Genomic DNA, 24,615 nt, shown 5'->3' with positions numbered 1-24,615 from the left:
TAACACACTTTTATTAGTCTTATGTCAGACCTTTACATTTCTTGGTCAGATTATCATCACAAAATTGAACAATTGGCCATCAAGATATATCAATCAGGTTGGGAATTTAACCAAATTGTCTGTTTAGCTAGAGGGGGATTGCGAGTAGGGGATATTCTTTCTCGCATCTATAATCAACCCTTGGCAATTTTAGCTACCTCATCTTACAACGGTGCAGGTAAACAAGATAGAGCCGGTTTGATTGTTTCCCAGCACTTAACGATGACAGGAGATAAATTAGGTGCGCGGATTCTGCTAGTAGATGACTTAGTAGACTCTGGAATCACTATTCAACAAACTGTTCCCTGGTTACACTCCTACAGTCAATCCCCCATAGAGGAAATTCGCACCGCTGTAATTTGGTATAAAGCTTGTTCAGTCGTTGTCCCGCATTACTACGCTGATTACTTGGCTGATAATCCTTGGATTCATCAACCTTTTGAAGATTACGAACATATTACTCCTGCGGAACTGGCAGAAAAGATGAGTCAAAAATGTTAAGAAATTGCTAATTAGGGCTTGGGGATTAGTAATTCTTCCCTAATTTTATTGCACTTGTTACTTTTTTTGAAACCGATCGCCTAATCCTTTGAGTGTCATATTTTGTGCGATCGCATCATGGGGTATCAACACATAAACCCAAGGCTTTCCATTGTGTTGTAGCATATATTCAGAAGCATTTTGACACCATTGAACCGCTACATCCTTCTTAGCAACTACTTGAGGATTATCTATTTCGTCTCGATTTTTGGGTTCAAGCATATAGATAATTTCTGCTGTTTCTGCTACAAAATCGGGTTGATATTCTAAATAATTTCCATCCCATTGGTAATAAATCTGAAATTGTCCTCTTGCTGGTTTAAACCATTTTATTGCATCTCGTTCCAAAATTATAGATAATACTCTCTCCGCTTCTGATTGAAATTTTTGTTCTGTATAGAGGCATTTAGAAAACCCTGTAAACAGATATTTGGACATATTGCTTTTATCTGGAGGCGAGGTTCTATAATCTAAATAATTCTTTGTATTTGTGGTATATGCACTCTCTTTTAAGGTTGTAAAACCTTTGCTAATTTCGGGTTTGTACTCAACATTATTATCTTCCCAGAAATGTTTTATCATCTGGTTATGGACAAAGTTAGCAATTTCAATTTGGTAATAAAATAAAACTTTCTGTGTATCTTCTGGCGATAAATATGTAAGAAAATAACTAATAACTTGATTTGCTAAATCATAAAGTAAATCAGCATTTTCATCATAGCAAATATCATCAAAATTAACTAAATTTTTGACAATATAGTTTTCTAGTTGCACTTCTTCTAACGTTGTTGTTTTGATTTCTAGAGAGCTATAATCATCAGTAACTAGAGATTGAATATGTAATTCTTTTTTCGATGGTATAGGATAATTTAAGCCAGTTACATCTAGTGCAAAAGACCTAAAACCTGATTTTACTTCTCCTTGGGGAACAACAATAATTTTGGGAATATCAATGGTTTGTTGAATAACTAAATTAGTGGTTTTAGCAACAATAGCTTCAATATTTGGTGGTGTAGTTACCCCTTCAATTTCCAGTTGTTCTGGCTGATATTCTCTAGCTACAGCTTCCCGCACTATTGCTTGAACTTTTGGCGTTGACAGATATGATGCAGTTGGGACTTTTTCAGGCTGACTTTCTAATTTCCGAATTTCTTGGTAAGTCAGATTTGCAATCTTTTGTTCAATGGGAGATGCAAATATAGATGTTTGAATATCTTGATTTTCTGTTTCTGGAAAAATTATATTTTGTTCACTCTTTTGTTCCGTAGTAATTCCTAAACTTTGGGCAAGTTTTGACCGTGAAACTACTGTTTTGTTTTTTCCTTCTAATTCTTCAGGTGTGAGAATAATTTGTTGCAATCTAATTTCTGATTCTGGGCGTTTTGCTTCTTCTACAATTTCTTGAAATTTGTCATGGGCAACAATATTTAAACGATCTACAATGGTTACACCTGTACGCTTTCCATAAGGTAAACGTAGTCCCCTACCAATTGATTGTTTAATCAAAATTTCCGAATTTGCGGCTCTTAATGGTACAATTGTATAAAGGTTAGTAACATCCCAACCTTCTTTTAACATATTCACATGAATAACTATTTCTGTTGGTTCATCTGGATGTTCTACTTTTAGCAATCTTTCTACCATTTCATCTTCTTGAGCGCCAGTTTTACTAGAATCAACTTGTATGACTTTATCTTTATAGAACCCTTCTGCAAATTCATCAGATTTAATAAGTTCTAAAAGTTGTGTAGCATGGTTAGTATCACGAGCAATAACCAGCATAAATGGCTTAACAATTGGCTTTCCTGTTTGGAGAGCATAAATTTTTAATTCAGCTTTAATATTTTCATGTAAATAAATTCCATCTTCTAATTTGATTTGTTCAATTGCTGCTGGTGATAAACTGGCAGGATTAAAATCTTTACGAGTAACAACAGCAGGATCTTTAACAAAACCATCTGTAATTGCCTTTCCTAAAGAATATTCATAAATAACATTTTGAAAATATACTGGTTTTCTACTGGTTTCTATAGAAGGTGTAGCTGTGAGTTCTAAACCCATTAATGGTTTTAATTCATTAATTGCTCGAATACCTGCTGAAGCTCGATATCGGTGGGATTCATCCATTAAAATTACTAGGTCTTTTAACTGCGAAAGATAATCAAAATAACTTTCACCAATATATTCAGATAGTCGTTTGATTTTAGGGGTTTTGCCACCGCGCACTTCAGAATTAATTTTTGAAATATTAAAAATATTGATTTTACAAGTAATTTGTGGATCTAAAATTGTTCTCGCATTGGTTTCATAGTTTTCACCTGTGATAATAATTGGTGAATTGATTGCAAATTCAGAAATACCTGTAAATACATATTTGGGATTATTAGGTGTAAAATCTTTAATCAGTTTATTATAAATAGTTAGGTTAGGTGCTAAAATAAAGAAATTTTTGATGTCATAAGCTAGATATAAATAACTAATAAAAGCCCCCATTAATCGAGTTTTACCCACACCTGTAGCTAGTGCAAAACATAGTGATGGAAATTCCCTTTCAAAATCTGTAACGGTGTAAAATTCTTGATTAATTTTCGCTAAACTTGTTTGTATATCTGATTGTCCATTGATCGGTAAAAGTTGACAAACACGATCTAAAATTTTTAATGATTGTCGTTGAGGTTGTCTGAGACTGAGACGATTAGCAATGTTATTAACAAGTTGATTTATCATAAGTTATCCATGTCAAATAGTGATTTTTGTATAGGTTGTTCTAGTGATATTTTTTCAATTTCTGGAAATGCTTTAGGCAGATTTTCGATTTTTAAACTGTAATCATCATGACCCCATTCACAACGTGAAAGTATTTGTTGAGGGATTTTTTTGATTGTCAGATTTGGGAATATATCAACTTTGCCACGAAAGGCACTACATAAAACTAATAATGTGCGTTCTTGTCCTACTTCATCAGCAAGTTGAGATAATTGTTCGTGACTGAGATTTTGGGTAGTGACATAAATAAAATCTCGTTCTGTAGAATAACCATGTTGCCAATAAAATGTATCTGATGGTGCATAAGTGAAGCCTTCAATTTTGCAGAGTGCTTCTGCTAACATAGCAGGGTTATATTCTTTATTAATAATCCAGTTACCCCATTTGTCTTTTTCTAATAATGATTGTGCAAGACGATAATAACGAAAACCGCCACCACCTTTCCAGTTTACTGCTTTGCTAATGCCACCTTGATCTTCGCCATCAATTACTTTTTTGAGTCTGGGAATAATATGGGTATGACAATGTTCTCCTAATTCAATCATGATCCAGCGTCTTCCCATTTTGTGAGCAACTGCGCCTGTTGTTCCTGAACCTGCGAAGGAATCTAATACTAGATCACCTGGAATTGTTGCAATTTCTAAAATTCTTTTGAGCAATCTTTCAGGCTTTGGAGTTGAAAATGCACTGTTAGGAAAAAGTGATTTCTGCTCTTTTCGTGATTCATCATTATGACCTACTTCATCATGAGGCCACCATGAAATAGGAACTACGCCTTGTTGAACTTCATTTAAATATCGTTTAAGTTGTGGTGCGCCTTTACCATCTTTTCCCCAAAAGACTCTTTTATCATCAATCATTGCCTGCATTCTATCTTTACTGGTAAACCATGATCTTCCTTTAGGTGGCCAATAACTTATACCCGTTATAGGATTGATAATTTCATAATCATAATTGGCAGAGTAAGTTTTTACACTTAGATTATCGGTTCTCCATAAACCACGACCATCACTATCATCATATTTATAAAGTGAGTTTTGTTTATCTGTTCTGGGCAATAAATTACGGCAGTAACTATTTGTTTTACTAAAAACTAAAATATGATCATGAGAATCAGGGATACCTTTAGAATCACTGGCTGATGTATATTTTTTTTGCCACACAATATTTCTAACAAAATTTGTACGTCCAAAAATCTCATCACACATCACTTTTAAGTAATGTGCTTCATTATCATCAATCGTAATCCAAATAGAACCATCTTTAGATAATAAATTACGCAAAATTTCTAGACGATCTCTCATTAAGCCAAGCCAGATAGAATGCTCTAAACCATCATCATAATGTTCAAAAGCTGAACCAGTATTATAGGGAGGATCAATAAAAATACATTTAACTTTTCCCGTAAATTCCTGTTCTAAAGCTTTGAGAGCTAACAAATTATCCCCAAAAATTAAGCGATTATCAAAAATATCATTTTCACTGACTCGATGTGTAGCATGATAAGATTTATCAGCATCTTCTAATAAAATTCGCGGTTCTAATTGGGGGCGAATTTCTTTACCAATCCATGTTAATTCTAGTCTCTGCTTTTTACTCATAATTAATTCTAATTTTGTCTTAAAAATTAAATTTTAAAATTTAAACTCCATGTCAATTAATATTGTTAGATTAAGCTTCTCTGTTAGTTAATTTTTGCATCACTGCACTGGTTAAAGACTTAACATCTGTCAAACTTCTAAAAATAGCAAGATATCCTTTTTCATCACTAGCAAACTGAGATTCGGCGAGAGTATAAATTAACTCAGCAAGGTCTGTACCAATTCTGGAAAAATCAGTCAAGTCATCTTGAGATAAATTAACTTCTGGTTTATTGATTAGAGATTTATAGCGCCTTGATAAAATATCTAATATAAACAATCTACCATGTTGATAGAAATTTTTACGCCGAGGTTCTGTTTCTGCTTTTCGAGAATCTTCAAAAATCTGATCAAGATATTCAAATATACGCACATAGCGACAAAGTGTAATTCCTGAAAGCTCATTACTAAAAAGTTTTGAATAATAACGCTTATAAAGCTGACTAATATCTTTCTTTGCGGCAACAATTATTTCAATATTACCGCTAAAACAAGCCAGGGCTATTGCAGCTTGTTCAATGGTGATAGCATCATGATGATCTGCTGATGGACGATATTGATAGACAATATTTGATACCATACATTCTTGCCGCAACCGTTCTTGATTAGGATCTAACGCCGCAAAATAAACATCACGGACTGTATTTTGTGTATTCCTCGCTTTAGTAATTTCTACTCCTATTTTATCTGATATTGTCCCTAATTCAATGATGGTAACTAATAATTTTGCATTCGTAGAAACAGAACCATTAGCATTAAATACAGATGCAATAGATCCCACTGTTTGCGCTCCATTGACTATCGAAAACCCCTCTAAAGTAAATTGAGTTGAGTCCTGATTGTGTCCAGATGGTAAACTAACCTTTGCACAAGTAATGGTTAATCCATTATTGAGATAAAAAAGTTCTGATGGTTGTTGTTCTACAGTTTCAGCAATTGCTGTATTAACATCTTCCGTACCCAGGTAATAACGGATATTATTCTCAAATAATAATTTATTATGGTTGTTATATAACTTAGCTAATTCAATAGCATTCACTAATCCATAAAAAGCTTTTCTGGGCTGTTCTAAACAATGCCATTTTTCTAAGGTCAATTCAACCTTAATAGGTGCATTTTTTTGTTTTGCTGTCAACCATCCATAAATATTTTCAATATTCAAATCTTGCCATTCAAAACGCGAATCAAACTTATTTAGTTCATTTTCTAATTGATTGAGATCATTAACTACATGAGTTCCCAAACTTTCATCTAAATATATATTACAGCCAACTATTATTACGCCATTTTTGTCTAAAGCATCTTCAATATCTTGTTGCAACCGGGAAAAACTCGAATTAAATTTTTGAAACCTTTTATGGACAAGATCCCTAATTCCATCACAAAATTTTTTATTATCACCCATATTGGGAGCATTCCCCGCTTTAGCCTGTACTAACAAAAGCCGATTATTAACCCGATCAAAATAAACTGCATCAATACCATTATCATCTCCTCCATTGATAATTGAATGAGCAGCTTGAGGAGGAGTAAGATCAGCGAGATTAGCGATCGCAAATGCAGCTAAAGAACGACTTAAACGATTTTTATAATGTTGTTCTGGTGTCCAATTTTTCTGAAGTTCAGCCTGAAGTTGAGGAATCATTGGAAAGTAATCCCGTGTCAGAACTTCAATGATTTGAGTCCGTTGGGCTTGGTTATTCGGCTTCGACATGGAGCGATAGTATTTGAATTGTTTTTAATACATCATCCCAGAATGGGGTACAGCCAGGATACCTTTCTTCAAAACAGCCATAACCAAACAGGCAGAGTAACTAATAATACTACAATCCCCATAGCTAAAGCAGTAACAGCCAAATCACGATCAAGATCAAATGTCTCAGCTATTACCAATGTAGCTAAAGCTGGAGGCATAGCCATTTGCAAAACTATCACCTGTGCTGCATTGCCAGTCACCCCAAACAGCGACAGCGTACTACCTAAAATCATCGGCACTAATAGCATTTTGATGAAGATACTACTCCCAGCTTGCGGGACTTTGCGCCAAGATTTTAGTTGAGAAAGTCGCATTCCAATTAACATCAAGGATAAAGCTACCGCACCCCAAGCCAATTTCTCCAAACTAAATACAACTGTCGAAGGAAGTGCAACCTGACGCAACAGCAAGCCAAATCCAAAACTCCATAAAGCAGGATTAATAAAAATTACCTTGGCTGTTTGGATATGACTTTGGACATTACTACCAAACTTGGCTGCGAAAAACACACCCAAACCATAAGCCCCAAAAAGCGACCCCAACATATCGTAGAATAAAGCCCAGGCAAAATATTCTTTACCTACCATTGCTAAAGTTATGGGAAAACCCAGATAACCTGTATTACCTACCATCGCTGCTAGAATCAGACTACCTTGAGTTGATTTTTGGGGGACTGACTGAGTGAAATAGGCTTGAGCTTTAATTATTAACCATGCTAAAAATGCTCCTAAGAAGATAGCTAAATGAGCTATTATCGGCGCAATCCAGATTTGTCCCGATAAGTCTGTTCGGATTAAAAAACCAATAATACTGATAGGTACTCCCAGCCAAAAGAGAAACTGGCCTACATAAGTGGAAGCATAACTAGGTAATTTCCGTCCCAGTATGAATCCTATGAGGATTAACCCCACTAACTTGACATATAGTTCTAAAAGATTTATCAAGATTACACCTAGAACAATTACAGCAGGATTCGTAGGGGCGAAGCATTCGGAAAATAGCCTTGTACAAAAATGGATAATTTATCGCCCGAATGCTTCGCCCGTACTTTGTGTATAGGTTTCAATTTAGATTATGTACTTCATTGATCTGCAATCTGCTGTAAAAATTAAAAATTAAAAAAACTGTTGTCTCTTAGTCCTTGCCTTTTTTAATCATTAAATACAAATCAGGAGCAGAAACTTGAATAATAAAGCTGGATTTCCGAAAAAATCGCCAAATTCATATTCTCATTCTAGTGATGATATTCCGGCGGCTCTACGTGATACTTCCGATACGGGAAATAAATTAAAATTACAACCTCCGGTTTTAATTACAGGTGGATTAGCAGGATTTGTATTGCTGGCTGTAATTAGTGGCTTTTTGTTTTCGTTGACGACACCTAAGCCAACGACTAATTCTGTAGCTGAAACGATTAGTTCTCCACCTCTAGTTACTAATACCCCAGATAATAGTAAGAGTGTTTTGGGACATTTTGAATACCCAGAAGCACCAGAATCAGAATTAGTTGCTATTACGGCTGACGGACGCATTAGAATGCGGAAATCTGCTGCTGTTAAGTTTCAAGCCATGGTACAAGCTGCTAGGAGTGCTGGGGTAATTTTAGTACCAATTTCTGGTTTTCGGTCAGTAAAACAGCAGAATCAGTTATTTTTTGAGATTAGCGCCCAACGTAATCAAACTCCAGCGGAAAGAGCCGCTCTCAGCGCCCCTCCTGGTCATAGTGAACATCATACAGGTTATGCGGTGGATATTGGCGATCGCACTGTACCAGCCACTAATCTCCAAGCTAATTTTGATAACACTAAAGCCTATCAGTGGTTACAAGCTAATGCAGCCCGGTTTAGTTTTGAACTTTCTTTTCCTAAAGAGAATCTCCAAGGTGTCAGTTATGAACCTTGGCATTGGCGTTTTGTGGGTGATAGTGATAGTTTGGAAACATTCTATAAGGCCAAAAATATTAAACCTGTGCAAACTCAATAATGATAGTCAGAGAATATCAAATATCGGATACTCAGGCAATCATGAAACTGTTTTATGATACAGTTCATCAAATAAATATTGGTGATTATACTCAAGAACAGGTAAATGCTTGGACTGGCGAAAGTATGGATTATGAATTTTGGCATCAAAGGTTACAATCCAAGCGGCCTTTTATTGCTGAAAATCATGGTGAAATAGTTGGATTTGCAGAATTAGAAGCAAATGGTCACATTGATTGTTTTTACTGTCATAGCCAATACCAAAGACAGGGTATAGGTTCAAAACTCTTGACTCATCTAGAAAATATTGCCATATCCAGAGGAATTAATCGCCTATATGCAGAAGTGAGTATTACCGCAAAATCATTTTTTCAATACCAAGGATTTACTATAGTCAAGGAACAAGAAGTAGAACGTCGAGGGGTAAAATTAAAAAATTATGTCATGGAAAAATATCTATAATTTCTGGTTTTACATTAGCAGGACTTACGCAAAATCATGAAAAGACGAACCGCAGAGGACGCAGAGGACACAGAGAAATAAGAGTTTCGGAGAGTTATTGCGTAAGTCCTGTAAAAATATCATGGCTTTATTGAGGTACGTTGAGCTTTTTGCTCCTCAAGTTTCGCCCAAAGAGCCTGTTTTTCTGGCTTTTGTGGTTTTGCTGCAATTTTTGCAAAGTGTTCGCGGTTACGTTCTTCCCAGTATTGATAAATTTCTTCTCTAGTTTGTATAACTTCTTGATATTCAGCTTCTACCTGGGTATGATTTGTTTCAATGTAAGATAAAGCTGCACTAATTTGTTCATCTGTGAGATTGAATTTATCTCGAATTAACTTCGGAGGATACTGAGCCTTAATCAAATCTATTACATCATAAAGGGTGATGCGCGTTCCCGCAATTGTTAGTCCTCGCTCAGTCCGAATAATAAATGCTTTTTCATTTGATAAGATGGTCTTCATGTCTAACTTTATTTACCAACTACTATTCTTATTTTAATATTAATTAGATAACAATATCCTGTTTGAGATTGATCAGCCAAATATAAATATTCAGCTTAATCAACAAAATCGGTGCAGTTTCCCTACACCGATTCCATAGTTTAATTCTAGTTTTTCGCACCATATTCCTCAGGCTAATGCGGAAGCTTGGGGTTTGGCAAAAATCATCCTGCCGGCTGAGGTTTGTAAAGCACTGGTGACGACTACCCGCAATTCACCACCGACATAAGGACTACCTTCTTCTACTACTACCATTGTCCCATCATCTAAATAACCAATTCCTTGACTTGGTTCTTTCCCTTCTTTGAGAATTTTTAGATCAAGATTATCACCAGGTAAATAAGTCGGACGAACGGCATTTACTAAATCATGAACATTCAAAACGGGGACTTTTTGGACACTAGCAACTTTAGACAAATTGTAATCATTGGTGAGTAATGTCCCATTGATTTCTTGAGCAAAACGGACTAATTTAGCATCAACAGTGGGAGTATCTTCATAGTCCACAGGGTTAATTAAAATCCGATCTGGGTAAGTTTCGCGAATGCGGTTCAGGATTTCTAATCCTCTTCTCCCTCTCACCCGTTTTTGATCTTTACTAGCATCAGCTACTTGTTGTAATTCTTGTAAAACAAATTGGGGGACAAGAATTAACCCTTCCAGAAATCCTGTTTCTAGCAATGTTTCAATGCGGCCATCTATAATGCAGCTAGTATCCAAAACTTTGGTATTGGCAGGTTTGAGAGTTCCTTCCACTACCATGCTTTCTACAGTGTTGGGGTTAATTAATCTTAACAAACCGCGTCCATGGGCATCAGCCAAGTTCATGCCGGTGACAGAGAGGATGATACTGCCAACAACAGCTACAAGAGGTTTGATAAAGCCGAAATCTGGGGGAATGGGTAATAAAAATAGCGGGGCTAACATTAAATTGGCGAGTAATAGCCCAATTACTAAGCCAATGGCACGGGTTAAAATAACTTCTAGAGGCATTTCCCGAACTTGCGATTCGAGACGGCGGTATGTAGTCTGGAAACTTAGTCCGATCGCACCACCAATAATGGCAGCAAATACGGCTACAACTAAGCGTAAGGCTTCTAGATTTGTGACTCCATTAAGAGTACCGGGCGGGAGTAGATCGGTGCTGTAATAACCTATCCCCGCCGCTGCCAAAGTAAATGAGAGAATAATAATGGCATCCAGCATGGTTGTGTTGTGTTCCTACAACGATATTTATTCGATAAAGTAAAGTATGCTTGCTTCTATCCTTTTTGGTGATGGAATAATATTACCTGCTCAGGCACAGAGAATATGCCAACATTATAACCAAAGGGTTTTTACTGCATATTATTTTTATTTTTAGGCAAAAAGGATAAAAACTTGTAAATAAACTCCTCATTTTCATTATTGTTAACAGTCAGATTAAATTAACTTAACTATTACTCAAAATGAGTCAAGAAGATATTGGTTGGGGAGTTCCCCGTTCTGCTTATGTGCATATTCCCTTTTGTCGGCGCAGGTGCTTTTATTGCGATTTTCCGGTATTTGTGGTAGGCGATCGCTCACGGGGTGAAAATTCTGGGACAATTGCCGAATATGTTGAAGTTTTATGTCAAGAAATCAGAATTGCACCAATTCATGCTCAACCTTTAGAAACAATTTTTTTTGGTGGTGGGACTCCTTCGCTGTTATCAACAGAACAATTGCAACAGATATTAACAACCTTAGAAAAGCGATTTGGGATGACATCTCAGGTGGAAATTTCGATGGAAATTGATCCAGGGACGTTTGATTTAGCACATATAGCCGGTTATCGCAGCTTAGGAGTAAATCGCGTCAGTTTGGGTGTACAAGCCTTTCAAGAAGAATTGTTAAAAGCCGCAGGGCGATCGCATTCCCTTGTAGATATTTTTACAGCGATCGAGTTAATCCACAAAGTCGAGATTCCCGAATTTAGCTTAGACTTGATTTCTGGCTTACCGCATCAGTCCTTAGCACAATGGCAAGAATCCTTAACCCAAGCAGTAGCAGCCACACCAACTCATATCTCCATCTATGACCTTACCATTGAACCGGGAACAGCCTTCAATCGTTATTTCAAACCGGGAGATCATCCTTTACCCACAGATGAAACCACAGTCAAAATGTATCAAATGGGGCAAAAAACCTTAACTGATGCCGGGTACGAACATTACGAAATTTCCAATTATGCCCAACCAGGACATCAATGTAGGCATAATCGAGTTTATTGGCAAAATCGCCCCTATTATGGCTTTGGCATGGGTGCAGCCAGCTATATTGATGGTAAACGCTTCACCCGTCCCCGGAAAACTCAGGAATATTACCAATGGTTAAAAGCTGGTGCTGTCATTGATTGTGAAGTCACACCACAACAGGATGTTTTGTTAGAAACATTAATGTTAGGGTTACGGTTAGCCGAAGGAGTAAGTTTAAATTCCTTAACCGCGAATTTCGGTAAGCATCAAGTAGAGAAAATTCAAAGCTGTTTGCAACCATACTTTGCCCAAGCTTGGGTGAAGATTGTTGAGGGTAGGTTGCGTTTTAGCGATCCCGATGGTTTTATATTTTCTAACGTGATGTTAGCGAAGTTGTTTGAAAAGTTGGGAGAATGATAGATTATTAGGCGTTTTGGATTAAATATATGAATATGTCTCACGCAAAGGCGCAAAGGCGCAAAGAATTAAGGTTGCAAAGGTTCAATTTTCATCCTTTAATTTAATAACGCTGATTATTGCATTAAATCATCATTTGCAGATTCACCGGGATAAAAGTTTAAGTTAATTAAATCTTCCCATAAATATAGACATTGTGGAGGAAAAGTTGATAAAGGTAAATTTGTTTCTCCTGATGCTAAATCCCTAGCATTTTCATAAGCTTCTTGAAGTGATATTTCTAGAGAAGATTGTAAACTAGGATTTTCACTTAGCAATTTTATGATATCCCGGCGTTGAATCCGAATAGTTGCTAACCAACTGCGACTACGTTTTGATGATTGATATTCCCACTTGAGTAAATGTCCAATTAAAACACTCAGCCGATTTCTTAACTCTTGGCGTTCCTTTCTCCCCAAAGATTCAACTTCCTCAATTAAATTACCTAAGTCAACTTGATTCCATTGTTGATAACGTAACAACTTAGCCTGTTCTTGAGTCCAGGCATAAAAATCCGTTTCATAAAGATTATCATTCAAGTTTACACCCGATTCTTTCGCCCTTCGTGACTGCATAATTAAAACCTAGCAAACTTGAACTAATTATAACTCCCTTCTTCCTTTGCGCCTCTGCGTGAGCCATAAAACCTAAAAAGTCACCACACTCCGAATAGACTCCCCCCTGTGCATCAAATCAAAAGCATCATTAATTTTTTCAATTGGCATCACATGAGTAATTAAATCATCAATATTAATCTTACCATCCATATACCAATCTACTATTTTCGGCACATCTGTCCGTCCTCTTGCACCACCAAAAGCCGAACCTTTCCAAACCCTTCCAGTTACTAATTGAAATGGACGAGTGCTGATTTCTTTACCCGCACCAGCAACACCAATAATCACACTCACACCCCAACCTTTATGACAACATTCCAAAGCTTGACGCATGATATTGACATTACCAATACATTCAAAAGAATAATCAGCACCACCTTTTGTTAAATCTACTAAATAAGCAACTAAATCACCTTCCACTTCATTAGGATTGACAAAATGTGTCATCCCAAATTTTTCAGCTAAAGCCCGTTTTTTGGGATTAATATCTACACCAATAATCATATTTGCGCCCACCATTCGCGCCCCTTGGATGACGTTTAAACCAATCCCACCCAAACCGAAAACTACCACATTTGCGCCTGGCTCTACCTTAGCTGTATATATCACCGCACCTATACCTGTTGTAACACCACAACCGATATAACAAACTTTATCGAAAGGGGCATCTTCTCGAATTTTGGCAACGGCGATTTCTGGTAATACCGTATAATTAGCGAAGGTGGATGTACCCATATAATGGTGAATCATGTCGCCACCGATACTAAAACGGCTAGTACCATCGGGCATTAAACCCCGTCCTTGTGTGCCGCGAATTGCTTGACAGAGATTGGTTTTAAAGCTTAAGCAATAATCACATTGCCGACATTCAGGCGTGTATAAAAGAATTACATGATCTCCTTTTTTGAGGCTGTTGACATCAGCCCCCACTTCGACAACTATACCAGCGCCTTCATGTCCTAAAATGGCGGGAAATAAACCTTCAGGATCATTACCAGAAAGAGTAAAAGCGTCAGTATGACAAACCCCACTGGCTTTAATCTCAATTAATACTTCTCCGGCTTGTGGTGCTGCTAATTGTACGGTTTCGATAGTTAGGGGTTTACCTGCGGTGTGCGCTACTGCTGCTTTGACTTCCATTCCATTCTCCTTGGTGGTGAGGATTTACGTAATTTTATCTCACGCAGAGTCGCAGAGTCTCAGAGAGGAATATTTTCCATAATTACTTGTCAAGTGATTTTATATATAGTACATTAGTACCTATAACAAGAGAAACCCCCCACCTTTACAAGTGGGGCTTTATTAACTGCCAGATTTTGTTAAAATCGCATTCACTGGTTTAGATTGGTGAAAGGTAGTGGCTATTTTGGCAACTATAATAAACATTGTCTTAGCTGCAACCACTCAATCAATTATCCACTTTTGCGATTAATTCAGTCTGTAACAAAACTATGAAACCTGCCCTTACTAAAATTGGCGCTCAAATGTCCAACTTAACTGGCGTGAGAGCGATTATGAAAGATATTAACGAAACCCTCAGAGCTAGTAAGGGACAGGAATTATATAATTTGAGTGCTGGCAATCCGTTGATTTTACCAGAGGTAGAACAGTTATGGCGGGATTGCACGGCAGATTTATTAGCTAGTTCTGAATATGGTGAAGTTGTTTGTCGTTATGGTTCTAGTCAGGGTTATGCACCATTAATTGAGGCAATTGTCAAGGATTTTAACCAGCGTTATGGGTTAAGTTTAACTGAGCGGAATATTTTAATTACTGCGGGTAGTCAAACTATCTATTTTTACGCTGCTAATGCTTTTGGTGGCGATATGGGTAATGGAGCGTTAAAAGAAATTGTGCTGCCATTAAGTCCAGATTATACTGGTTATGGCGGTGTGTGTTTATTTCCAGAAGCTTTGGTTGCTTACAAGCCTACTCTAGATATTGATGCAGCAGCGCACCGCTTTAAATATCGTCCTGATTTTAACCAACTTTCGATTACAGAAAATACTGGTTGTGTGATTTTTTCCCGTCCTTGTAATCCTACGGGTAATGTTTTAACTAATGATGAGGTGAACAAAATCACTGATTTAGCTGCACCTTATAATGTACCCGTGCTAATTGATTCAGCTTATGCACCTCCTTTCCCGGCGTTGAATTTTACAGAAATGACTCCGGTATTTGGGGAAAATATCCTCCACTGTATGAGTTTATCAAAGGCGGGATTGCCTGGGGAACGCATTGGGGTAGCTATTGGTGATGAAAACCTGATTCAAGTTTTGGAATGTTTCCAAACCAATGTGGGAATTCATTCGTCTCGATATGGTCAAGCGATCGCAGCTAGAGCGATAGAATCAGGTACATTAGCAAATATTGCGGAAAATGTGATTCGTCCTTTCTATCAGAAAAAGTTTGATGTGTTGGAAAGTACATTGGAAGCAGCAATGCCGAAAAATTTACCTTGGTTTTTACATCGTGGTGAAGGAGCGATTTTTGGCTGGTTGTGGTTGCAAGATTTACCTATGACTGATTGGGAATTTTACCAGGAATTAAAGAAGGTGGGTGTGATTGTTGTTCCTGGTAGTAGTTTCTTCCCTGGTTTAAAAGAAGAGTGGGAACACAAACACCAATGTCTGCGAATTAGTTTAACGGGTAGTGATGAAGAAATTACTATCGGTATGCAGCGTTTAGCGAAGGTTGCTGAACAGGTTTATCAAGTTGCGGCTGTAAGTGTGTAAGGAAAATGAACCACGAAGGCACGAAGAACACGAAGAAGAAGAAACCCGTAGGGGCGGGGTCTCCCCGCCCTCCTAAACCGACTAAACCAGTCCCCAGTCCCCAGCGACGCACTGAGCTTGTCGAAGTGTCCCCAGTCCCTAATCTTGATGATTGGTTGGAAATTGGCAAAATTGTCTCACCTCAAGGTTTAACTGGGGAGTTGCGGGTTTATCCTAATACTGATTTTCCTGAACGCTTTGAAGAACCGGGAAAACGCTGGTTATTACGTCCAGGGGAAACGGAACTCCAACCTGTAGAGTTATTAAATGGACGGTATCTTGATGGGAAGAATCTTTATGTGATTAAATTGAAGGGAGTAAGCGATCGCCATCAAGCTGAAAATATGCGTGATTGTCGGTTTTTTGTGCCTGTGAGCGATCGCCCACAATTAGCCGAAGGTGAATTTCATGTGTTAGATTTACTAGGATTGCAGGTCTTTCTCCAATCATCTGGGGAATTTGTAGGAACGGTTGTGGATATCTTACCTTCCGGTCATGATTTATTAGAAGTTCAATTCGATTCTGCTTTTATTGCTAATAATGAAGAGTTGACCACTGACAAAGTACCAAAAAATGTTTTAATTCCCTTTGTCATGGAAATTGTCCCTATTGTAGATTTAGAAAATCGTCGAGTGGAAATTACTCCTCCCCCCGGTTTATTATTCATTAACAATTAGTGGCTAGTGACACCAATATTAATAGACTCAACACAGCTTATTTAGGGCTTGCTGGAAAATTTGTCTGTGAAGGCAGGGAACAGGGAAGAGTTTGCCAAGTTAGTTCGCTTTTCCCTGTTCTGAAGATTAACCCATTGGTGCAGATTACTGAATGGTTTTCCTAAGTGCTTAATTAAAGGTCTTTACTGATGTCCGCAATTAATTGATCTAGTTCGCTGATTTCACCTAATATATCCGGGTCGCTAAAAGATGCAAGTGCATCCGCATAGTCTTTGACGTTACCGTATTTTTGGTTTGCCAACTTAATTCGCTTTTCTACCTTATCAGACAGGTTGGAGATTTTATTGGTTAAGACTATTACCTCGGACAGACTCTGATTCTTGCTCTCTAACTCGGCTCTACTCAGTTGGAGATTTTTTAACTGAGTATTTAACGATAAAACATACTGGAGATATTTGTCATACTCTTCATAACTACCATCTATTACTAGCGGATTGGGACTATCATCCGATGCAATGAGCCAGGCTAAGAGTTTCTTCTCGTTCTCGGCACGTTTGAGCCTTTGCCTTTCACGTAAGTCGTCAAGTTGCTTCTGCGAAGCTTCTTCGGTGATATATAGACTCTTGATATCGTCATTGATTTTGTTGTATTCTTGCTGAGTTTCATTGCTTAATTTCTGAAAATCTGTGGCATTTTTCCTAGCATCAGTTTGAGTTTTTTGTAATTTACTCTCTATCTCTGCCAGTGTTGTTTTCCCATTCTCATAAGATAGATTTGGCAGTTTTTTAATCGCTGTTAATACACTATCTAACTCTACCTTCACATTAGATACATAGGACTGTAAAGTGCCACTGTAGTCTAAGGCCAACACGGGTGTAGGAAAGAAAAGTAAGGCAGATAGGATGAAAACTACTAAGGTTTTCAAGACAAACTTAACTGGACTTGGTAGGTTTTTCTTGATAAAGAATCTCATGTTTATACTCCGATAGTTTTGGGTTTCCACAAATTAACTCAGTAGTTTTTTGATTTAAGTTTAGATAGCAATAGATGGCAATAGATGACAAAGCACCAAAAAATGCTATCTATTGCACCTGTCCGATGTTTAACTGCTTCTTACCTAATACCTAGCATTCAATACTGTTATATAATTCCCCCATCTTTTATCTTTTACCGCCGCTGCTTCTACAGTTTTCACCTGTTTGTCAAGAGAATCAAAAATCCGTTTAGCTAATATAGGTGTTTGTTCTTTTGCTTGGTCAATTGAAGGTGATGCGACAATGTTAGCTCCTACTTTATTGTATGTATTTTTTGCTCCTACTAGATATTCCCGACAGACGCTATCTAAAGCTACCCATTGAGATAAATTTTTCACGAACAGCACCATAAATTCCGGGCTAGAGTATTCCTTAATTAGCTCCTCTGGAGATAATTCACCCTGATAATCTTGAACGGTATTTGATAAGTCTGAACTTTCAAGTTGCCTACAATATGTCTCGATTGAACGCCAGAAGAGTGTTGCATCAGTTAATGTGGACACTATTGCAGAGAGCGCGCGAATTGCATAATGGAAAGTTTGAACAGATTTTTCCGCCTCAGAAACAGCACTTTGCGCTTTCATAATTTCTGCTGCATATTGTTTAAGATCATTCAAATTGTCAAGGATTAACTGATTTTGCCTTTGCGAGTCTCTGATGTAGGTAGCATGAGTTTCCCGTAGAGCTTCCTCCTTAGGATCTCGAACTTTGATTCCGCAAAAGTTAGCGACCGCTTTAACAGCACCCATGAACCAGCCATCCTGGAGTTTAGCGACGCTGGCATAATATTCTTTGGACAGCTTATCCATGTCTTCTCTAAGCTTTTCACGTTGCGTTTCGGCTGCTGCCTGTTTTGCTTTAAAATCATTCAATTGTTTATTCAGGTTCGACTTCTCGCCTTCAGTCAGAGTTTTTAGGTTAATAGCATCTTCATTTACAACCTGGGATTGATTACCAAGTTCTGAAATCTTTGCCGCTAATTGCTCTGATTCATTAGCCATATCGCGGGCAAGGTCCGCACAATATTTTAATTTAATTATGGCTAACGTGTCTTTACGTTGTAATAACAATCCATAGATCTTAATTAAAGTTTTGGCGACTTCTTGGGAGCGAAGACCAAAAATGTCAAGTGTATTCATGCAATCACCAGAAATATCAAGCAGTGACTTCTGCAATCCAGACACTTTTGTCCAAACTTCTGTACCCGCTAAGGCGTTGTATGCCAAAAACATAAAATCCGCCGCATTTTCAAAGTTGGAAACCAAGGAATCAATGGACAATTTACCTAAAATATCCTGGCGAGATTCCAGCACTAATTGACTGCCGCTTGCTGGAAGATTTTGCACAGAATATACTTCTTGTTTACCGTTGATAGAAAGTGTGATCGATCCTGGTATTGAGTTGTTGTTAACTATTGTAATTTCACTCATTTGACTTACTCCATTAATGTGTGTGTTAACTAGTTAATACTTAGCTGGCATCATCTACTAATTACTAAATTAGTCAGGTTTTTACTGAATAGCTTTCCTAGCTTCCCAATGGAAGGTTATTAGTTAAATCGGCAATAAATTTATTTAGGGCTTGCTGAATAAATGTAAAACCTAGATAAATCAAGCGTTTTAGGTGGAAAAAATTAAATTGGATGTAAGGAATTAGCCTGAAAACGATCAAAACCTGCTCATTTTCTCAGGTTCGAGACCATTCTTGCCTCCTTCCTACTCCTCCTGATAGCGCAGCGTGGCGTTAGCCATACTCCTGAACTTCTGATAGCGCAGCGTGGCGTTAGCCATACTCCTAGCCCTCACAGATAACTTTTTCAGCAAAGCCTATTTAGTTCGCTGATTTCACCTAATATATCCGGGTCACTAAAAGACTGAAGTTTGTAGGCTTTTTTGGAGCAAAAATTTCATTTTCATACTCTAATTTTTCTTGTTTATGACTGAGACAGGTAGTTTTTGGTTTTAATTTTAGATAGATAACTATTGCTGCTATCTATCCATTTTGCGAAAGTTACAAATCCGAGCAATGTAGAGTTATTCCGCTAACACAGATTACTGAATAGCTTTCCTAGCTTGCCAATGGGAGGTTGTTAGTTAAATCCGTAATAAATTGATCCAGTTCGCTGATTTCGCTCAGTATATCTTGATCGCTAAAAGACTCTAATTCTTCCGCATAATCTTTGATATTGCTAGTTTTCTGTTTTGCATCGTTGACACGATTTTTTATGTTAGTAGACAACTTGGATATTTTGTCGGCTAATACTATTCCCTGAGATAGCCTCTGATTATCTGTCTCTAACTTTGCTCTACTGTCTTTTAATGACTGTAGCTTAGACTGGATTAATAATATATCTGACCTATTTCTTTCCACATAGTTCTTAAAGTTATCAAGTCCTTGAAAGAACTGACTGTCTACTTGCGTTCCCAGCATTTTTGCTGCCTTTTGAATGCGTTCTAGTTCACTTTGCTTTTGCTTGAATTCCACTTGATTTCTCTGTACCTGCTTCTCTAAAGCTTGTTGAGAAGTATATAGCTTATTTATCTCATCTAGAAGTTGATTAGATTCTTTCTGCCCTTCATCTCTTAACTTCTCGAAATCTATGGCATTTTTACCAGCATTGCCTTGAATCTGTTGTAATTTGGTGTCTATCTCAGCCAGTGCAGTTTTACCATTCTCATAAGATAGATTTGGCAGTTTTTTAATAGATGTAACTATGCCATCTATATCTACCTTCACAACAGATATATATGACTGTACAGTCCCACTGTAGTCTAATGCCAATATGGGTGTGGGAAGGAAAAGTAACGTAGATAGGATGAAAACTACTAAGGTTTTCCACACAAACTTGACTGAAGTTTGTAGGCTTTTTTGGAGCAAAAATTTCATTTTCATACTCTAATTTTTCTTGTTTATGACTGAGACAGGTAGTTTTTGGTTTTAATTTTAGAGTAGATATGGATGACAATAATAGACATCCATATCGCTTAAAAGTACAGATTAAAGTAAGCGATACAAAACTGTGCCTATTAATCGCCCTTTGTAAATGCTCTAGCTTACTGGTTGCGCTGAAACATTTATAGTCTGCATCTGCTTCCGAAAAGACTCAATTTCAGCATCTACAGCCGCAGCTTCATTTTGAGCAGATTTAAGAACTGCTTGAGCTAATCCAGCGACTTGGGCTGCTGCTTCGTCATCGGATGGTGGTTTTCCGACATTTTTATTTACCTTGCCATATACCTCGTTTACTGCTGTCAGATATTGATCGCAGACATTATTCAGTGCAACCCATTGAGCTATATTAACCAACGCCCCTTGGATGAAGTCCTCGCTAGAGTAGTAATCCTTCCGTTCCTCTAAAGTAAAACTACTTTGGATAAATTCAAGGTCTTCAGTAAAGCTAGTGCTTCCCAGAGTTTCTTTACAATAGTTCGCCATATTACGCCAGAACAGTGTTGTCTGACTTAATGCAGCTACAACTCCGCTGAGAGCTTCAATGGCAAATTGTAGACTTTTGATTGCCGTTTCTATATTCTTAGTGTCATCAGTGGTATATTTAATTTCCACTACATATTGTGCAAGATTAGCTAACGCTTCTCGGTTTTCTGCTGCCAGCTTATTTCTGTGTTCGTAGTATGCCATCTTCTGTTTCGACGCAGTGTCCGCAGCCGAGTATGACTGGCTCGATATTTGTTGAAGTTGCTGTGACACGCCGCTCAATCCTGATAAAACAGTTTTAACAGCTTCTTCTGCCGCTTTTAGCTTTTTATCAATATCAGCACGTTTTGCCTCAGCCGCAGCCTTTTGTGTTTCTGCGTCCGCCTTAGCCTGTGTTGGAGATTGAGGATCTTTGATAATTGCTTCAGCTTTTGTGATTTGAGCGTCGTTTTCTGTCTTCTCTGCAAAAATAGCGGTCTTTGCTGCCTCTTTATCTTGCAATTGCTTGCTGAGACTTTCCTTTTGTTGCACTATCTCTGGTGAAGGGGCTTGACCGCTTGGCTGATTACCACCTGATTGACTTCCTGGAAGTCCAACGGGGGACTTGATGGCGATCGCCGCTTGAATTCCCGCACCAACACCAGCAGCCAAAGCGCCAATAGTAGCCCCAACTATTCCGGTAATGAAAGCGCGTTCACCTTCAACCTTTTCTCGCTCTCTGGCTTCTTCATATTCTTTTTGTGCCGCAACAAGGTCTGTTTGAATATTTTTCTGAAGCTCTACAGTTCTTGTCTGAAGGGTTTTGATCAGGTTAAGCTTTTCTTGTAGTTTTTTCTTGGTGTTTTGATCGGTCACCTTCTGAGTAATAGCTGCTTCCACGGCAGTCTGAGATTCATCAACAATCTTCTGAAAACGATCCGCTAGTTTTTGCGATTCATCCGCCATTTGCAAAGCCGTCTCTCCACAACGTTGTAGTTGTTTTAGAGCCAACGACTCCTTACCCTTGACTAGCCATTTATAGGCACTAAACGCATCATTTACGACCTTTTCAGACTTAGTTTTAAAAACCCCCATTGTTACAGTGGCTTCCATCGTGGCATCTAACAGGGATTTCTGTAATCCAGACACTGTTGCTTGGAGCGAGTCGTTTTTTCTTGCTGCTAAGGCATTATATGCAAGAAACATTAAATCGGCTGCATGATCCAACCCCTTCACCACTTCGCGGACAGATAAATTGTTGAGAATTGACTTCTCAGATTCAAACACCAACTTAGATTTACTTGCTGGTTTAGTATTAATCGAATATTTCTCTGTATCTCCGTTGTCAAACTGGAGGGTGATCGATAACTCCTTCTTCCGTTGATTTTCGGCTGCCTCATCTAAAAATGAAACCAATGTTATTTCGCTCATTTTACGTACCTGTGAACTAATTTTTTTCTTGGTAACAATATTGCTCTGGAGTTGGGACTAAGTTAACTTCCATAGGCTGAAACCCTTACTAAGTAAGCTCTGGAGATTACGAATCCAAAGGAGATTTCTAAAGTTTGAAACCTTCTCTTAGCTTGTGTTTGAAGCTTTACCCGAAGAAATTAGTCCAAACTCCAGTCAGTTTGTATCTTCCACTATGGTCAATAATGTTACACCAAATCTTCAAATAATGTAACAAATGGCATTTTTATCCCCCATTTCCGGTTTTTTGTCCCTGTAAGCGATCGACCAGAATTAGCAGAAGGTGAATTTCATGTGATAGATTTGTTAGGATTGCAAGTCTTCATGCAGGAATCTGGCCAATTTATAGGAACAGTAGTAGATATATTACCTTCAGGTCATGATTTGTTAGAAGTCAAATTCGATGCTACTTTTTCTGAAGATAAAGCCGGAAAAACAATTTTAATTCCTTTTGTCATGGAAATTGTTCCTATTGTTGATTTAGAAACCCGTCGAGTTGAAATCACTCCTCCCCCTGGTTTGTTGTCAATTAATGATTAGTTCCTAATAATTGAATGTAGGTTGGGTGGACGCAAGGAAACCCAACATGATTAGCACTTGGGTATTAACTATCAATCCTCCTAAATTTCATCAGGATTAATACCTAACTGACGCAACCTTTGGGCTAATTTTGCAGCTTTTATTTTCGCTTCAGTTGCTTCTTGTTCAGCAATAATAGCCCTTTCTGTCGCAGCAGCAGCTTCTTCAGTTGCAGAAATAGCTTCTTCAGTTGGTTCAGAAATTAATTCTCCCTCCAAAGTAAACCACCTTAACCACAACTTAGAAATCCCTCGAAATGAACCTTCCCACAATCCTAAACTTAACCCTAATTCGGGCATGGGTAAACGATTTGCAATCAAATTCATAGGTTCATAATGACCACCAACTAAATGAAATGCACGAAGTTCATTAGTGTAGCGACTAAAAACAATATAGTAAGGAATCCGCAAAATATTTTCATAAACTTCCCATTTTGTCGGAGGTTTATCTTTTGTAGTTTTTGTGTTTCCTAAATCCTCATCCTCTGTACCGGGAGATAATAATTCTACCACCACAAAAGGGTTAACTATTTCTTGCCAAGTGACATAACTTAAACGCAAATCTCTACCTTGGAATAACAGAGAAACTCCAACGACACCAAACCAATCAGGACGTTTATACCATAAAGGATGCTCCAGATCATAATAAAGATTCATATCAGCAGCACTAAAAATGAGTTCTGGACTCCAGTTTAGAGGTTGAAAGGTGAGATATAAAAGTAAAGGTTGTAAAAAATGAAATTCGTCTGGTAAACCGGATTTTTCTGGATTTTCACTAGGTAAATCATACATTGTCGGTAGGTTTTCCCAAGGAGGAAGAGGAGGATCTGATTGATAAATCAGAGGAGGGGAAAAAGTCATAAATAAATTAAATAAATTTTGCTTCTTTCAATCCCAGTTTAGCGGATCTTATGATACAATTAAAAAATACCGTAAACTCTACAATATCCCCAAATTAAGGCATTTAACTCATGCTTTCTCAGATTTTCCAACAGAGACTGACAGATTTACTAGATAACATTACTCAAGACCAAAAATTACTTAAAGAATTTGAGGAAGAGTTAAGTGTCGAAGACAACCCCCGCATACTTAAGAAATATAAAAAAGAAATTAAACGACAAAAGGAATCTATTAATAACTATAGACAAGAATACACCGAACTAGAACAACAGTTAATTGGTATATCTGAACCACAAATGCAGGTGGTAGGAAATCAATTACAGTTAGTAGAAAGCCAATTACAGCAAATAGACGCAAAGTTAAATATTGTTCTTATTAATCATGATTCGTTATTAAATCGTTATAATGCTGCGGAACAATCCATCCTCAGAGTTATTATCGAACAGCTAAATCAAACTCAATTAGCTCTGACAGAAAATATATTAAATGCAGTAGCAGCTAATCAGGTATCTGAATCAGAAATGCACCAGATGTTGGCAGTGTTAGAGGAACGTATACCTTCTTTACCACCTAGCAGTCAAGCCGAAATTACAGAAATTATTAAATCTCCTCAATTAGATGCAAAACATAAAATCACAGTCACTTTTCCTATTGTTCCCTTGTTAGTTAATTATGAAGGTGAACTAGAATTAGGAACTGGTTTTAATATCAAGTCTGCTTGGGAGCAAATTATGAATAAATTAGGGAGAAAGTAA

20 protein-coding genes and 1 pseudogene are annotated in these 24,615 nt (G+C 37.6%); 8 read left to right on the top strand and 13 right to left on the bottom strand.

The annotated features are described in order from the left end of the window. The first annotated feature begins 21 nt into the window (after positions 1-21). On the top strand, positions 22-540 hold the full coding sequence (locus FJR04_RS17550) for a phosphoribosyltransferase (RefSeq protein WP_168497103.1): 519 nt from the start codon (positions 22-24) through the stop codon (positions 538-540). A 57-nt stretch (positions 541-597) separates the two neighbouring features. Here the strand turns inward: FJR04_RS17550 and FJR04_RS17545 are convergent, their stop codons facing one another. From FJR04_RS17545 to FJR04_RS17530, 4 genes are all read right to left on the bottom strand, one after another. Then, the gene (locus tag FJR04_RS17545; protein WP_168497101.1) at positions 598-3,306 is read right to left on the bottom strand and encodes a DEAD/DEAH box helicase; all 2,709 of its coding nucleotides are present in this window, start codon (positions 3,304-3,306) and stop codon (positions 598-600) included. Then, positions 3,303-4,946: a site-specific DNA-methyltransferase gene (locus FJR04_RS17540; RefSeq protein WP_168497099.1), complete on the bottom strand. Its 1,644-nt coding sequence runs from the start codon at positions 4,944-4,946 to the stop codon at positions 3,303-3,305. Before FJR04_RS17540 ends, FJR04_RS17545 begins: the two co-directional genes overlap by 4 nt. Before the next feature lie 70 nt (positions 4,947-5,016). After that, positions 5,017-6,699, bottom strand: coding sequence for an AIPR family protein (locus FJR04_RS17535; RefSeq protein ID WP_168497097.1), 1,683 nt, complete (start codon positions 6,697-6,699; stop codon positions 5,017-5,019). A 68-nt stretch (positions 6,700-6,767) separates the two neighbouring features. Further along, positions 6,768-7,685: an AEC family transporter gene (locus tag FJR04_RS17530; protein WP_168497095.1), complete on the bottom strand. Its 918-nt coding sequence runs from the start codon at positions 7,683-7,685 to the stop codon at positions 6,768-6,770. Between the two features lie 238 nt (positions 7,686-7,923). Between FJR04_RS17530 and FJR04_RS17525 the strand changes: the two genes are divergently transcribed. Then, positions 7,924-8,724, top strand: coding sequence for a D-alanyl-D-alanine carboxypeptidase family protein (locus tag FJR04_RS17525; protein ID WP_168497093.1), 801 nt, complete (start codon positions 7,924-7,926; stop codon positions 8,722-8,724). A 41-nt stretch (positions 8,725-8,765) separates the two neighbouring features. Next, positions 8,766-9,185, top strand: a complete 420-nt coding sequence (locus tag FJR04_RS17520; RefSeq protein ID WP_371718261.1) for a GNAT family N-acetyltransferase — start codon at positions 8,766-8,768, stop codon at positions 9,183-9,185. A 119-nt stretch (positions 9,186-9,304) separates the two neighbouring features. Here the strand turns inward: FJR04_RS17520 and FJR04_RS17515 are convergent, their stop codons facing one another. Further along, on the bottom strand, positions 9,305-9,685 hold the full coding sequence (locus FJR04_RS17515) for a DUF433 domain-containing protein (protein WP_168497089.1): 381 nt from the start codon (positions 9,683-9,685) through the stop codon (positions 9,305-9,307). Between the two features lie 168 nt (positions 9,686-9,853). Next, positions 9,854-10,930 carry a PIN/TRAM domain-containing protein gene (locus FJR04_RS17510; RefSeq protein ID WP_168497087.1) on the bottom strand — a complete coding sequence of 359 codons (1,077 nt, stop codon included), beginning with the start codon at positions 10,928-10,930 and terminating at the stop codon, positions 9,854-9,856. A 242-nt stretch (positions 10,931-11,172) separates the two neighbouring features. On the opposite strand from FJR04_RS17510, the gene hemW reads away from it, so the two are divergent. Beyond that, complete coding sequence (gene hemW, locus FJR04_RS17505; protein ID WP_168497085.1) at positions 11,173-12,357, top strand: radical SAM family heme chaperone HemW; 1,185 nt, start codon at positions 11,173-11,175, stop codon at positions 12,355-12,357. Positions 12,358-12,473: 116 nt separating this feature from the next. On the opposite strand, the gene FJR04_RS17500 is transcribed toward hemW, so the two are convergent. Both FJR04_RS17500 and FJR04_RS17495 read right to left on the bottom strand, forming a co-directional pair. Continuing rightward, positions 12,474-12,971, bottom strand: coding sequence for a DUF29 domain-containing protein (locus tag FJR04_RS17500; RefSeq protein ID WP_168497083.1), 498 nt, complete (start codon positions 12,969-12,971; stop codon positions 12,474-12,476). Between the two features lie 72 nt (positions 12,972-13,043). Beyond that, entirely contained in the window at positions 13,044-14,153 is a 1,110-nt protein-coding gene (locus FJR04_RS17495) for an S-(hydroxymethyl)glutathione dehydrogenase/class III alcohol dehydrogenase (protein WP_168497081.1), read from the bottom strand. A gap of 311 nt (positions 14,154-14,464) precedes the next feature. Between FJR04_RS17495 and FJR04_RS17490 the strand changes: the two genes are divergently transcribed. Together FJR04_RS17490 and rimM (FJR04_RS17485) are read left to right on the top strand one after the other, a co-directional pair. Then, on the top strand, positions 14,465-15,748 hold the full coding sequence (locus FJR04_RS17490; RefSeq protein ID WP_168497079.1) for a valine--pyruvate transaminase: 1,284 nt from the start codon (positions 14,465-14,467) through the stop codon (positions 15,746-15,748). Between the two features lie 5 nt (positions 15,749-15,753). Continuing rightward, complete coding sequence (gene rimM, locus FJR04_RS17485; protein WP_168497077.1) at positions 15,754-16,464, top strand: ribosome maturation factor RimM; 711 nt, start codon at positions 15,754-15,756, stop codon at positions 16,462-16,464. Positions 16,465-16,636: 172 nt separating this feature from the next. Here the strand turns inward: rimM (FJR04_RS17485) and FJR04_RS17480 are convergent, their stop codons facing one another. The 4 genes from FJR04_RS17480 to FJR04_RS17465 all read right to left on the bottom strand — a co-directional run bounded on the left by FJR04_RS17480 (position 16,637) and on the right by FJR04_RS17465 (position 22,343). After that, the gene (locus FJR04_RS17480) at positions 16,637-17,437 is read right to left on the bottom strand and encodes a hypothetical protein (RefSeq protein ID WP_168539711.1); all 801 of its coding nucleotides are present in this window, start codon (positions 17,435-17,437) and stop codon (positions 16,637-16,639) included. 144 nt (positions 17,438-17,581) lie between these two features. Next, positions 17,582-18,928, bottom strand: coding sequence for a hypothetical protein (locus tag FJR04_RS17475; protein WP_168497072.1), 1,347 nt, complete (start codon positions 18,926-18,928; stop codon positions 17,582-17,584). A gap of 637 nt (positions 18,929-19,565) precedes the next feature. Continuing rightward, the gene (locus tag FJR04_RS17470; RefSeq protein WP_168497070.1) at positions 19,566-20,384 is read right to left on the bottom strand and encodes a hypothetical protein; all 819 of its coding nucleotides are present in this window, start codon (positions 20,382-20,384) and stop codon (positions 19,566-19,568) included. Positions 20,385-20,546: 162 nt separating this feature from the next. Beyond that, positions 20,547-22,343 (bottom strand): hypothetical protein, encoded by a 1,797-nt coding sequence (locus FJR04_RS17465; protein ID WP_168497068.1) that lies wholly within the window; start codon positions 22,341-22,343, stop codon positions 20,547-20,549. A gap of 279 nt (positions 22,344-22,622) precedes the next feature. Between FJR04_RS17465 and rimM (FJR04_RS17460) the strand changes: the two are divergent. After that, positions 22,623-22,922: pseudogene (gene rimM / locus FJR04_RS17460) on the top strand (ribosome maturation factor RimM); the annotation flags it as partial. An 80-nt stretch (positions 22,923-23,002) separates the two neighbouring features. Here the strand turns inward: rimM (FJR04_RS17460) and FJR04_RS17455 are convergent. After that, a complete protein-coding gene (locus tag FJR04_RS17455) occupies positions 23,003-23,821 on the bottom strand; it encodes a Uma2 family endonuclease (RefSeq protein ID WP_168497067.1) in 819 nt (272 codons plus the stop codon). A 110-nt stretch (positions 23,822-23,931) separates the two neighbouring features. Here FJR04_RS17455 and FJR04_RS17450 point away from each other — a divergent pair, with 110 nt between their 5' ends. After that, complete coding sequence (locus FJR04_RS17450; protein ID WP_168497065.1) at positions 23,932-24,615, top strand: hypothetical protein; 684 nt, start codon at positions 23,932-23,934, stop codon at positions 24,613-24,615.

The sequence above is a fragment of the Anabaena sp. UHCC 0204 genome (genome assembly GCF_009711975.1).
GTDB lineage: Bacteria > Cyanobacteriota > Cyanobacteriia > Cyanobacteriales > Nostocaceae > Dolichospermum.
Note: the sequence above shows the minus strand (reverse complement) of the source record. Positions and strands in the feature narration are given on the sequence as shown.